At 69.8% G+C, this 12427-nt stretch carries 12 protein-coding genes; 8 read left to right on the top strand and 4 right to left on the bottom strand.

Annotation, left to right across the window (positions count from 1 at the left end; translation table 11 throughout):
* Window positions 1-25: 25 nt before the first annotated feature.
* The 6 genes from ABZ370_RS31555 (at window position 26) to ABZ370_RS31530 (ending at window position 4509) form a co-directional block, all read left to right on the top strand.
* On the top strand, window positions 26-319 hold the full coding sequence (locus ABZ370_RS31555; RefSeq protein ID WP_358627524.1) for a hypothetical protein: 294 nt from the start codon (window positions 26-28) through the stop codon (window positions 317-319).
* Window positions 320-372: 53 nt separating this feature from the next.
* Window positions 373-1596 carry an ATP-grasp domain-containing protein gene (locus ABZ370_RS31550; protein WP_358627521.1) on the top strand — a complete coding sequence of 408 codons (1224 nt, stop codon included), beginning with the start codon at window positions 373-375 and terminating at the stop codon, window positions 1594-1596.
* On the top strand, window positions 1593-2462 hold the full coding sequence (locus tag ABZ370_RS31545) for a DUF317 domain-containing protein (RefSeq protein WP_358627519.1): 870 nt from the start codon (window positions 1593-1595) through the stop codon (window positions 2460-2462). The genes ABZ370_RS31550 and ABZ370_RS31545 overlap by 4 nt, the downstream gene beginning before the upstream one ends.
* A 122-nt stretch (window positions 2463-2584) precedes the next feature.
* Window positions 2585-3658, top strand: coding sequence for a tryptophan synthase subunit alpha (gene trpA, locus ABZ370_RS31540; RefSeq protein ID WP_358627516.1), 1074 nt, complete (start codon window positions 2585-2587; stop codon window positions 3656-3658).
* Window positions 3570-3839, top strand: coding sequence for a PhzF family phenazine biosynthesis protein (locus ABZ370_RS31535; protein WP_358627513.1), 270 nt, complete (start codon window positions 3570-3572; stop codon window positions 3837-3839). The genes trpA and ABZ370_RS31535 overlap by 89 nt, the downstream gene beginning before the upstream one ends.
* A gap of 187 nt (window positions 3840-4026) precedes the next feature.
* Complete coding sequence (locus ABZ370_RS31530; protein WP_358627510.1) at window positions 4027-4509, top strand: RidA family protein; 483 nt, start codon at window positions 4027-4029, stop codon at window positions 4507-4509.
* 81 nt (window positions 4510-4590) lie between these two features.
* Here ABZ370_RS31530 and ABZ370_RS31525 read toward each other — a convergent pair whose 3' ends face one another.
* Window positions 4591-4839 carry a hypothetical protein gene (locus ABZ370_RS31525; protein ID WP_358627507.1) on the bottom strand — a complete coding sequence of 83 codons (249 nt, stop codon included), beginning with the start codon at window positions 4837-4839 and terminating at the stop codon, window positions 4591-4593.
* Between the two features lie 203 nt (window positions 4840-5042).
* On the bottom strand, window positions 5043-6242 hold the full coding sequence (locus ABZ370_RS31520; protein ID WP_358627504.1) for a cysteine desulfurase-like protein: 1200 nt from the start codon (window positions 6240-6242) through the stop codon (window positions 5043-5045).
* Between the two features lie 167 nt (window positions 6243-6409).
* On the opposite strand from ABZ370_RS31520, the gene ABZ370_RS31515 reads away from it, so the two are divergent.
* A complete protein-coding gene (locus ABZ370_RS31515; protein WP_358627501.1) occupies window positions 6410-7381 on the top strand; it encodes a LysR family transcriptional regulator in 972 nt (323 codons plus the stop codon).
* Between the two features lie 627 nt (window positions 7382-8008).
* Complete coding sequence (locus ABZ370_RS31510) at window positions 8009-8857, top strand: PhzF family phenazine biosynthesis protein (protein ID WP_358627498.1); 849 nt, start codon at window positions 8009-8011, stop codon at window positions 8855-8857.
* 433 nt (window positions 8858-9290) lie between these two features.
* Here ABZ370_RS31510 and ABZ370_RS31505 read toward each other — a convergent pair whose 3' ends face one another.
* Together ABZ370_RS31505 and ABZ370_RS31500 are read right to left on the bottom strand one after the other, a co-directional pair.
* Window positions 9291-9878, bottom strand: coding sequence for a DUF6262 family protein (locus ABZ370_RS31505; protein ID WP_358627495.1), 588 nt, complete (start codon window positions 9876-9878; stop codon window positions 9291-9293).
* Between the two features lie 3 nt (window positions 9879-9881).
* Window positions 9882-12341 (bottom strand): tyrosine-type recombinase/integrase, encoded by a 2460-nt coding sequence (locus ABZ370_RS31500; protein WP_358627492.1) that lies wholly within the window; start codon window positions 12339-12341, stop codon window positions 9882-9884.
* Between the last annotated feature and the right edge of the window lie 86 nt (window positions 12342-12427).

Here is a 12427-nt window from a genome sequence, read left to right as displayed (position 1 = left end):
GTTTCCCCAGCCGGTGGAGAACCCCATGCCCATCGCTGTTCTCGGCCCGCGCGGTCGCACCATCACCGAACAGTTCCACGCCTTCGACGCGAACAACCCGCACGTCTACCGCGCTCTGGAACGCATGGCCGCCTGCCGCCTTGCCGCAGGTGCTACACGGGTCAGCCTCAAGGACCTCTTCGAAGACCTGCGCCGCCAACTCCCGTACGGAGTCGCCGAGCTGAACAACAACTACACCGCCCTCTACGCCCGCCGCCTGATCGGCGACCACCCCCACTGGGCCGGAGCGTTCGAGCTGCGCCGCCGCCGAGCCGCCTGACACACCCTCTCTCCTCTCTCGCCCTGCCATCCACCGATACGGAGAACACCTTCTTGTCCGCTCGTCCCCTCGTGCTCGTCGTTTCCCCCGGTGACGAGACCTATCGCGGCTACTGCCTGGAGCAGGTGGCCGTCGCGTACGACGTCGTTCTGCTGGCCGGCGCGGAGCCGTCGTGGGAGAAGCCGTTCATCGTCGACCACGCCGTCGTCGACCTGAGCGATCCCGCAGCTCTGTTCGCCGGCGGCCGGGCCCTGGCTGAGCGCCACGACCTTGCTGGCGTGGTCATCTGGGACGAGTGGTATCTCGTCCCCACCGCCCGTCTCGCTCGCGCGCTCGGTCTGTCTTCGCCTTCCGTTGAGGTGATGCGGGCCTGCCGCAACAAGGCCACCGCACGTACCCTCTTCGCCCGTCACGGGGTGCCGTCGGCCGCCTCGATGAAGGCGCGGACCCTGCTGGAGGCCGGCCTTGCGACGATGACCCTGGGCTATCCCGCCGTCATCAAGCCCGCCGCGTTCGCCGGCAGCACCGGCGTGATCCGCGTCGACCGTCCCGAAGAGCTGCCTTCCGCGTTCGCGTTCGCCTCGGCCGGCGCGAGCCGCCAGGACACCGGCGTCCTGGTAGAGGAGTACCTCGACGGGCCGGAAGTCTCCGTCGAGTGCGTCACCCACCGCGGCGTGACCACCGCGGTCGCCGTGACCCGCAAGCACCTGGGCCCCGCCCCGTATTTCGACGAGACCGGCCACACCGTCGATGCCACCGACCCGCTCCTGGCCCAGGTCGCCCCGGCAGCCGCTGCCGCGGTCAAGGCCCTGGGGATCACCGACGGCGTACAGCACGTCGAGCTGCGCCTCGTCGGTGGCCGGCCCCGGCTGATCGAGGTCAACGCACGCATCGGCGGCGACATGATCGGCCACCTCGTCGGCCTCGCCACCGGGATCGACCTGCCCAAGGCCGCCGCCGACCTCGCCTGCGGGACCCTGCCGGACCTCACCCCGAGCCGCAGCGGGGCAGTGGGCATCCGCATGCTCTACCCGGCCGTCTCCGGCACGCTCACCGAGCGGCGTATCAACCAGTCGTTCGCCGCCCGCACCCCCTGGCTGCGGCAAGTGCAGTGGATTCGTGAAATCGGCGACCCGCTCCTCCTGCCGCCCGAAGGCGACCTGTCCACCGCCCGGGCCGGGTTCTACATCGTCACCGGCCGCGACACCGCCGAGGTCACCGAACGCCTCGACGCCGCCGCCGACGAGATCACTGTCACCACGCGGGCGGACCGATGAACCGGCCCGATCCGCGCCGCGACATCGACGGCGACGTCTACGTCTCCCCGCGCCATCTCGCCTCCACCACCGGGATCGGTGACCCCGCCCTCGCTCCGCTGCTCGACCTCGGCTGGGACCTCCAGTACGACGAGTACTCCAATGTCTACGTGACCGCCCCCGACCGGCGCGTGCGCCTGGGCTACCTGCCCGAAGGCGAAGATGACGGGCTCTGGCGCATCAACGCCTACAAGGACTCGTTTGGGCCGCCGGCGTGGGGGGTCTGTTTCAACGACCGCGTCCCCACCGAGTTCGTGGCCGCGTTCACCACCGTCCTCGCCACGGCGTACGAGCAGGGGCCGGATTCCTGCCTCGCCCGGCCGGTCTCCGGGACCGACGAGCACGATCCCTTCCTCGCCGTCGTCCCGCTCCTGAAACAGGGCTGGGAGATCGACCGCCCGCGCTGGGGCGTCTTCGCCGTCCAGGCCCCAGATGGGCTTGCCGGCATGGAGTTCACCACCGGCGACCTCGATCCGGAAGCCGAGCTGACCACGCGGGACGCCCGCTGGCAGCTGTGGGCGGGCAAGTCCATCGACCGGCCCCTGTGGTACGCCACGGCCAGCACCGACACCCCCGTCGCCCTGCTCACCGCCGTCACCCAGTGCGTCGCCCATCCGACTCCGCTGCCCCGGTGGCGTCAGGACACCTTCAGCTACGCCAAGGGCATGGCCCAGCTCACCCCCATCCTTGCGCCCGGGCCACCGGCACCCACACCGCTCGACGTGCAGCGGGCCGCCGCGTCCCGCCGCCCGGCAGCGCTGCCTGCGGCCAGCGTCCCGCGCTGGAGCACCACCAGCCGACCCGCCCTGCCCGGCCCACGCCGATAGCACCAGCCCGACCCCGACCGGAGACCCCTTTTGTCCCTACAGGCCCCCGAGTTCTTCGCCGAGCTGTGCCTCCCCTTCCACTTTTCCGAACGCCAGAGTGTCCGGATCGGCGGTGAGCTGCGATGACGTCTGGCGTATATGTACGTGACGCGGTGAACCGCCAAGGCGTCGCACTACGGGCCGAGTTGGAGGGTGCGCGGCCCACGCTTGGTGCCTTCTCGGTGGCCGGCTATCCGGATCTACGTAGCGGTGTCGAGACGTTCGTCGCCTTCGCGCAGAGCGGCGCAATGGTGCTGGAGGTGGGCGCCCCCGCCGTTGATCCGTGGCTCGACGGTGCGGCTATTGCCGCCGCGCATCGCCGCGCGCTTCGTGCCGGCGACGGGGTGAGCACCACGCTGGAGACGGTGCGGCAGGTGTCCACGCTGTCGGACAAGCCCGTGATCACGATGATGTATTGGGCGATGGTGCAGGCGTATGGGCCGGAGCGGATGGCTCGTGACCTCGCTTCGGTAGGGGCTGCCGGATGCCTCGTTCCCGACGTTCCGCCTGCGTACGCGCTGGCCTGGGCGAGGGCGGCCGCCGAGGCCGGCATCACCGCACCCCTCCTGGCCGCTCGCGGGGCATCGCCCGCCCAGATGAGCGCCACGTGCCGGGCCGCGACCGGCTTCGTCTACGCTCTTGCGGCGGCAGGGCAGCGGACGGGCTACTCGGACGGGATCGATCTCGACGGGCTGGCCTCGTTCGTCGGAGCGGCTCGGCGCCTCGCGCCGACGACTCCGGTCCTCACCGGCATCGGCATCTCCACCCCAGAGCTGGCCGCGTCTGCCGTTGGCCAGTGCGGTGTCGTCGGGGTGGTGATCGGCTCACCGCTGGTGCGGGCGCTCGCCGACGGAGGTCTTGATCGAGCGATCCCGGTGGTGGAGCGGTTCGCCGCGGCACGAGCAGGCGGCGGCCTGGCTGATACCAGTGCGGTCGGCGGCCTTCGGAATCCAGGCCAGTTCTTTGAGATTGGCCCTGCCTCGACGTCGAGGGATCCGCTGGGATGGGCACGGTACCGCCGGATGCACGGCGTCAATGAACCGTTTGAACCGCCGTCGAAAGGCCCCGATGACCATGCCGCGTCCACGTCCGTTTGCACAGGCCGGCGTGTTCTCCGCGCCCCCCTGTCTCGGGAATCCGGTAGCTGTCGTGCTTGACGGATCCGAGCTGGACGAGGAGGCGATGCAGCGGGTCGCCCGCTGGACGAACCTGTCGGAGACGGCCTTCGTGCAGCCTCATCATGGCCGACGTGACAAGGGTCCTGCTCCGTGGAGATCCGCCCATGCTCCGGTCGGACCGCATTCGCGGTGCAGCCAAGCGCACGAGACGCCCTGGTGATCTACCGCAACGCGAACGGCCTGGGCGGGCCCGACGGCGCAGCCCGTGGCTTCTCCGAGTGCATCGACGACCGGTCCGAGACGTGCCTCGGCCGCCGCCCTGGACGCCATGGGCTGGTGCATCGGCCCGACGTTCTCACCCTCCACCGTGACGAACCAACCCTGTATGGATCAGAAAGCGAGCTGGCATGAGCGAGATTGAGAAGAAGCTGACGTCGATGGGACTGGCGCTTCCGGAGGTCCCTGCCCCCGCGGGCTCATATCTGCCGGCGGTCCAGTCCGGCAGCTACATCTACACCTCCGGTCAGGTCCCCTTCGTCGGCGGCAAGCTCCCTGCGGTCGGCAAGGTCGGCAAGGTCGGCAAGGTCGGTGCCGAGGTCGACCCGGCGCAGGCCAAGAGCCTGGCCCGCACGTGCGCGCTGAACGCTCTGGCCTCAGTCAAGGCTGTCGCCGGAGATCTGAACCGTGTCCGGCGTATCGTCAAGGTGGTCGGCTTCGTCGCCTCCGCGCCCGATTTCACAGGCCAGCCCGGCGTCGTCGACGGAGCCAGCGACCTGCTCGGAGACCTCTTCGGCGACAACGGCCGGCACGCTCGCAGCGCGGTCGGCGTCGCGGTCCTGCCGCTTGATGCCCCCGTCGAGGTCGAGATCATCTGCGAACTCGCCGACTGAGCTGCCCCTTCGAAGCCCGGGGGCGTACGCATCACGGCCCGTCGCCTCGACGTGGCCACGCCCCCGGATTTTGGATGGCTGTCAGAGCGGCCTGGCGAGATCGGAGTCGCACGGTTCGACGTCCAGATGTCCCAGCAGAAGGCGCGTGTAGGCGAGTTCGCCGACGTCGTCGGGCCCGAAGACCGCGTTCACCAGAGCCCGTGTGCCGCACTCGACGAGGGCCACCAGGCGCACCAGCGGGTAGCCGGACGCGCGGACCCTGCCGATGTGTTTGCGAAAGTGCCAGGTCACCGCTTCCTCGTCGGGAGCGGACAGGGTGGTGCCGTCCACGGCGACCCGGCGCAGGCCACCGTGGATGGCGCGGACTGGCGGTGGTCGTCCACCGGCCCGGCCTGGATCGAGAACAGGTGGCGCGGCGGTCCGCTTCCCACCCGTCGTTCTCGTGGGCAGAGCCACGCGTCCTCATGTCCAGGCTCTGCTGCGGCCGTTGTCCGGCGGATCGGGTCTTCGGTCGGCCACGTGCGGGAGAAGCTTCAGAGAAAGGAGGAGAGGCCGTCGAGGAGCCGGTCCACGTCGTCGGCGGTGTTGTAGGGCGCGAGTCCCGTCCGCAGGGCGGGGTCCTGCAGCTTCAGGGCGGCGAAGGGCTCGTACGCGTAGAACGACCCGGCGGGTGCCAGGACGTCGCGTGCGGCCAGGTGTGCCTGGGCCTCGCGGGCGTCGCGGCCTTCGAGGGTCATCAGGAGGGTCGGGGTACGGTCGGACGCCTTCGAGTGCACGGTGAGGAGATCGCCCAGAGCACGCAGACCGTCCTGCAGCCTCGCACGCAGCGCCTGCTCGTGCTCGTGCACCGAGCCCAGCGAATGCGCGAGCCGCTCCCTGCGCGTGGCGCCCACGCCCGGGTCGATCGCGGCAAGGAAGTCCACGGCGGCGGCGGCGCCCGCCAGGATCTCGTAGGGCAGCGTGCCGAACTCGAAGCGCTCCGGCACGGTGTCGGAGGACGGCAGGAGCTTGTCCGGGCGGAGGGTTTCGAGGAGTTCGGGCGCTCCCGCGAGCACGCCGCAGTGCGGTCCGAGGAACTTGTACGGCGAGCAGACGAACAAGTCCGCGCCCATCGCGGGCACGTCCACCAGGTGGTGCGCCGTGTAGTGCACCCCGTCCACGTACACCAGCGCGCCGACCTCATGCGCCCGGTCGGCGATCCGGCGCACCGGGGGCTTGGTGCCCAGCACGTTCGAGGCCGCCGTGATCGCGACCAGCCGGGTCCGCGGCGACAGCGCCCGCTCGAACGAGTCGAGGTCCAGTTCCGTCGTCGCGGCGTCGATCTCTATCCAGCGGACCGTCACTCCGGCGCGCTCGGCCGCCTGGACCCAGGGGCGGACGTTGCAGTCGTGGTCCAGGCGGCTGAGAACGATCTCATCGCCGGCCTTCCAGTCTTTGGCCAGGTGACGGGAGAAGTCGTAGGTGAGCTGGGTGGCGCTGCGCCCGTGGACGATGCCGTCGGCGGGCACGCCCAGCAGGTCGGCGTAGGCGGCTCGGAACTCCGCGACCGCGCGCTCGGCGTTCAGCTCGGACGGGCTGAGGACACCCCGGTTGGACAGGGGGCTGGTCATCGTCGCGGTGATGGCGTCGGCGACGGGGCGGGGGGTCTGGGTCCCGCCCGGGCCGTCGAAGAAGGCGAGGCCGTGGTCGAGGGAGGGAAAGTGCGCCCGCAGGGCGGTCAGGTCGATGGCCATGGCCTCGGCTTTCTGCAGAGTGGGGGACGATCCCGCGATCGGCTGTCGGCGACAGCGCGGCGGATGAAGCGCAGGGCGGGACGCGTTCTTCCGGCCGGTTGCCTAGACTCTGGCAGCGTCAGCGGAACACGTAAAGCGATGGATCGAGAAGCGAAAGTTCACAAGTCATGAAGTCGCAGCCGGATCTGAAGCTCCTGTCCACCTTCATGGCCGTGGTCAACCGCGGCTCCATGGCCGAGGCCGCGGCGGTCCTCGGCTACGTGCCCTCCGCGGTGTCGCAGCACATCGCCGCGCTGGAGCGCGGCATGGGCATCGAGCTGGTCGTCCGCCGCCCCGGCAGTCGGCTGATCCTGACCGCGGCCGGCCGCTCCCTCGCACAGGCGGCCGAGACGCTCTTCGACGCGACCGCCCGATTCCAGGACGACGCCAACGGCATCTCCAACCGTGAAATCGCCGAGCTGCGCGTCGGCGCCTACCCCAGCGCGATGAGCCACCTGCTCCCCGGGATTCTGCCCGCCCTCAAGCCCCTCGGCCGCGGCCCCCGCATCCGCCTCGTCATCGTGGAAACGGACAAAGGGCTGCCCAGGGTCAGATCGGGGGACCTGGACCTGCTCATCGCCTACCGGTACCAGCCCGAGGACCCGCCGGCCGCTTCCCGTGAGTGGACCATCACCTCCCTGGGGCACGAGCCGCTGGTCCTCGTCACGGGCACCCGGCCGGGCCGCCGCCCGCTGGAACTGGCCCAATGCCTTGAGATGGAATGGACCTCGGGCCACACACACAACCCCGACCGGCGCCTGCTGCACCGCTGGGCCAAAGAACTGGGGATCTCCCCCGACGTCACCCTGGAGACCGAGGACCTGCACAGCATGCTGGCCATGATCAGAGCCGGTCTGGCGGTAGGCATGATCCCGGCCACACTCATCGGCGCAGACAGCGGCCGACCCGGAGTCGACCGGGTTGTCCTTCCGCCTGCGGCCACGCCCCTGCACCGCGAGGTCCTCGCCGTCAGCAGACCCGGAGCCCGCCCCCCGATCATCAACGAGCTGGTCACACTGCTGACCGAGGCCCTGGACAGCGTCCAAGCAGGCGAACAACGAACGGCGAACCAAGTGACGAGCCCTCTGCGGCCAACGTGACCGAACGGTCGCCGGCCCGGAGCGAGAACCAGCAAACCAATCGAGCAGCAGCGGACAGCGGAAAAGACGATGCCGCGCGACAGCCTGGCTCTGTCAGCGTTCGGCGGCTCCACTTGTCAGCCGCACTCGGCCCCATCGCCTCCGGGGCCGCGTCAGCGGATGCTGGCCCCACCCGACGACCTGCGCCGTCTGCGCGTCGGTGGAGCCAAGTTCCACTGGTGATCAAGGCGTCCGAGATCCACGAGTGGGGCCGAAACCCGGTGTCGGGTGGGTCCACTTCTCGCTGATGAAGCCAACAGCCCAACCGGGACGGACGGCTGCCATGGAGCCGGTGACGAACTTCGCCGACAGCACCCGCGCGGGCTGTTCCCCCTTCAGGCCGCGCTGCGTTGCCGCAGTCTGCCCATCGCAGGCTTGAGCACCGGCAGAGCAACGTGGGCCAACTCGGTAAGGGCGCTCAAGGCCGGCCTTTCCACCCGCTCCCTCCACGTCCCAGCCAACCAGTCCACCGTGTCGGGACTGGCCCTGTTCCGCCCGGCCAGGAAACCCTTGGAATGGCCATACCCCCACCCTCGCGCGGGGGCACGCCTTGAGAACTGTTTACCGTCCGCACCGAAAGGCCCTTTGATGACTGAGCCGCGCACACGCCCGTTCATGCAGGTCGACGTGTTCTCCACCAACCCTTGTCTCGGCAACCCGGTCGCTGTCGTCCTCGACGGGACGGACCTCACCAACGAAGAGATGGAGCGCCTGGCGCGCTGGACGAATCTGTCCGAGACCACGTTCGTTCTGCCGCCAACCACTCCGGAGGCGGACTACCGGCTGCGGATCTTCTCCCTCAAGGGCGAACTGCCGTTCGCCGGGCACCCCACCCTCGGCTCCGCGCGCGCCTGGCTGGACAACGGAGGCACGCCCCGGCACGCCGGAAGGATCGTGCAGGAATGCGGTGCCGGCCTGGTCACCGTGCGCGACCACGATGGACTCCTGTCCTTCGCCGCCCCGCCACTCGTCCGCGAAGGCGCACTCGACGAGGAGTTCCTCGCCCAGATCGTCGCCGCGTTCGGCATCACACGTGACCGCGTCCTTGCCCACCAGTGGGTCGACAACGGACCCGGCTGGGCTGTGATCCAGTTGCCCACGGCCGAGGAGGTCCTCGCCCTCGAACCGGACTTCTCTCTCATCCCGACCGCGATGGTCGGCGCGATCGGCGCCTACCCCGACGACTCCGAGCACGCCTTCGAGATGCGCACCTTCGCCCCCGGCGTCGGCGTGGCCGAGGACCCCGTGTGCGGCAGCATGAACGCCTCGGTCGGACAGTGGCTCACCTCCACCGGCGCCGCGCCCGCCACCTACCGGGTCTCCCAAGGTGCGCGCCTGGGCCGCTCCGGAACCATCGAGATCACCACCGACACGGACGGCACCGTCTGGGTCAGCGGGGCCACCACCAGCCACATCCGCGGCACCATCACCCTCTGACAGTGATCCGGGATGACACCCCGCGCACCGTGATCAACCACGGCGCGCGGGGCCCTCGTCCGTCCGCCTGTGCCCCGTCCTTGAATCACGCATGCGATCGATCCACTCCTCGCCGCCGAAGCATGACCCGGTGCAGTCAAAGACTCAGTGCCCATTCCCTGCGGACCGCGGCTACCCAACGCCTCCCGGACAGACCACTGCCTGATCAGCGACCCGCAGGGGCCGTTCCTCGGTGGGCAGCGTGCAGGACTGCGGCACCCACGCAAGATCAGTCATCGCGATCACTCCTGTCGTCGCATCCCTCGGCGGGGACACCTCCGACGGTAAACCTGTACCTAGGTACCGGTTGCAAGCCCGGTCGCCGATTGATCAGCGCCGGACATCTCCGTGGGCGTGTAGAGCGGCTGATCTCCCTGGCGCCGCGCTGAGGACGTCAGCGTCCCGCTTGCCCGCCCTGTTGCTGTTCAACGAGCTGGGCTTCGAGTTCGCCGATGCGGGTCTCGGCGTGTCGGAGGTTGGCACGGCAGCCTTCGAGGCGTTCTTGCAGCTCGCGGTGCTCCCGCGCGAGCTGCCGGACCCGGCGCCTCAAACTGGCGTTCTCCGCGGCCGTGGACTGGGCCGGGTCACCGCTGCTGGCCGTCTCGGTGTCGCGGAGCTGGCCCATGAGCTCGCCGATGCGGCTGCGCTGGGCCCGGATCTCGTTGTGTGCCTGGGTGAGTCCGTCTTCGGCGTTGAGGGCGCGCTCGCGCCAGGTCGCCTCGACGCGGTCGTGCTCGTCGGCGACGCGGCGGGTGCGCTGGTTGCGGGTGGCGACGACCGCGTCCTGGACCAGGGGGCGGGCCTGCGGGTTCTCGTAGAGGAAGGTGCTGGAGACGCCGGCGCGACGTGCGATGGCCGTGACGGTGAGCTGTCCTGTCTCGCGGCGCAGCTGGGCGATGGCGGCCTGGACGTCGGCGAGCTTGCGTTCGGTCTGCCGGTGCCGTGCGGCGAGGGCGGCCGTGGGCGAGATGATGGACGTCATCGTTCAGCTGACCTGGGGGCTGAGGTCGTCGAGCTCGGTCTCGAACTCGTCCTGCTGGCAGGCGAGTTCACCGGCTCGGAAGGCGGCGGACCAGACGCGGCCGTAGAAGTCCTGGGGACGGCGCAGGTCGAGGCTGAGCGCCTCTTCGAGTAGGCCGACGGCGGCCAGGGCACGCTCCAGCCCGTCGATCGCACGGGTGGTGGGATCGAAGTGCTTGTGCAGGTAGTCGCGGGTGGCCGGGTCGGGCGCGCCCTCGGCGAGCATGCGCCAGTGCTCGCGTTTGCGGTGCCAGTAGACGAGGTCGGCGCCCGTCATGACGAACTTGTCGCAGTTGTGGCAGTCGAGGTTCCAGGGGCAGGCGCCTCCGTCGACGACGGGCTGGAAGGTGCAGAAGCCTCCTTCCGCCGGCGTCGAGCGGTGGGTGAGGTCGACGAGCATGGCCTCGGCTTCCTGGCGGGTCATGGGTTCGCCGCCGGACAGGACGATGCCCGGTTCGAGGGAGCCTGGTCCGCTGACCCAGACGGTCTGCAGGGCGTCGCTGAGGCGCGGGTCGGTGTTGGCGATGTGGGCGTAGTGCTCGGCCATGGCGTCGGAGACCTGACCGAGGTAGCGCTTGATCTGCGAGAGGTTCGCCCCTGCCTTGAGCAGGTTGGTGGCCAGGGTGTGCCGGGCCTGGTGGGCAACGGTGTGCGGGATGTCCAGGGTGAGAACCCAGGCGTGGAACAGCGTGTGGAACCAGCCATAGCTGACGCTCTTCACACCGGACCGGTTGGCCGTACGACGCGGGAAGAGAGCCAGTTCGAGTTCCTCGGCCGGGTTCGGCGGACGGCCGTGGCGCTGTGCGAAGCGAGCGCGGGTCCTGGCCTGTCGCGTCTCGATGCGCTGGTAGATCCGCTCTGAGATACGGATTCCCTCGTCGAGCTGCCCGACCTTGGTCTGGTCGTGCCAGAGCAGGGGCAGCTTCTTGTACCGGCCGATGCAGTCCAAGCGGAGAGTGAGGACCTCGCTGGACCGGCGCCCGGTGACGACGATCGTCTCCCAGATGTCGCGCAGCCCGCGGTCGTCAACGTCCGTGCTGTCCAGGCGGCTGAGGTTGGCCTCGTCGGCCAGGGCGCGGGCCGCCTCGTCGGAGAACGGCCGGCGGCGCTTGCCGCGGACGTTCCCGCCGCTGGGCAGCGCCACAACGAACTGCCTCGCCAGTCCGATGCGTTCGGTCTCGCCGGCGTCCATGGCGGCTCGCAGCACGTGGCGGGTGGCACTGAAGATCCCGGAGACCTGCACTTTGGTGACGTTGACCGGTGCGCCTCGCTGGTGGACCTTGTGGTGGACGCCCAGCGGTTTCAGTCCGTGCTCGGCACGGTGCCGCTGATCGGTGACGAAGCCGACCATGTGCTCCTTGCGCAGCAATGTGGGGTCATGGCCGCCCTTCGGGGCGTGTGCTTCCAGGTAGGCGCTCAGCTCGACGCACCCGCGTCGCGGCCGGGTGAAGGCGGTCTTGCCCCGGGGCGGGTCGGTGGTCAGCCGCATGTCCATCCAGTCCCACAGCAGATCGCGCAGCCAGCGCTGGCTGACCAAGGTGAGGTCGAAGTAGCTCAAGTGGCCGCCGAGCCGAATGCCGTAGTGGTCCGTCTCGATGTAGCCGGCCTCCTTGGTGTCCTGGCGGCTGAAGTAGACGAGCCGCAAGTGGTCCAGCATCGCCCGGGCCATGGTCCGCGGGTGCTGCGGAGTGACGTCCAGCTCCAGATCGGCCAGGGAGTTGATCTCCTGTCGCTGGCACTCGGTGACCAGCCGCTGCACCACACTGATCGGCCAGCGCGCCCCTTCAGCAGGACCCTGGGCATGCCGGTGCAGCACCCACTTGAACTCGGCCCGGGCCAGCGGCCGCAGACCCCGCAGCGACAGCACACCGTCCGTGCGCCCGGCCGGCGTCGCCTTTGCGCACCACCGGCGGAAGACAGCTTCGTCTGCGTAGATCACCGCGAACGTCGCGGGCACGCCGCGACGGGGGCGCTGGTGGACCGCTCGCGCGTTTCCCGGCCTGCTCTCCCGGATGTAGCGCAGGAAGTGGTACGGACACAGGCCGATGTAGTGGCCCGCTCCCTCCGGGCACGAGGGCACCAGGCACTCACCGAGACGAGGAAACGGCTCCTGCCGGCCAGCCCAGAGCTCGTAGTCGTCCGGCCTGCCGTTCCGGCGCTGGAACGCGCTCCACTTCACCAGGGCCCCGGAGTGCAGGAAGCACAGCGAGTTGCCGCTATAGGCCGGCACGTCGGGGCAGAACAGGCAGTGGCCGAGGTGTCGTCCACCGCGGGGCTTGAGCGGCACGGCCTCCTTCAGGAAGGCGACGATGTCGCGGCCCTCCCGCTGGCACCGGCTCCACTGCGCGGCGTGGCCGCAGCAGTAGTCCCGCCAAGTATCCCGGCTGCGCTCGCAGTCCGGCACCCCGCACAGCCAGCCGTACACAGGGTGATCACACGGGACCCGAATGACGCCAGGCCGCAGTACTGGGTCGAACGCCGGCCCGGCGATCAGGGCCTGGAGAAGCTCCA

Origin of the sequence: Streptomyces sp. NPDC005962 (genome assembly GCF_040629205.1) — a bacterium.
In the GTDB taxonomy this organism is placed as follows: domain Bacteria; phylum Actinomycetota; class Actinomycetes; order Streptomycetales; family Streptomycetaceae; genus Streptomyces.
Note: the sequence above shows the minus strand (reverse complement) of the source record. Positions and strands in the feature narration are given on the sequence as shown.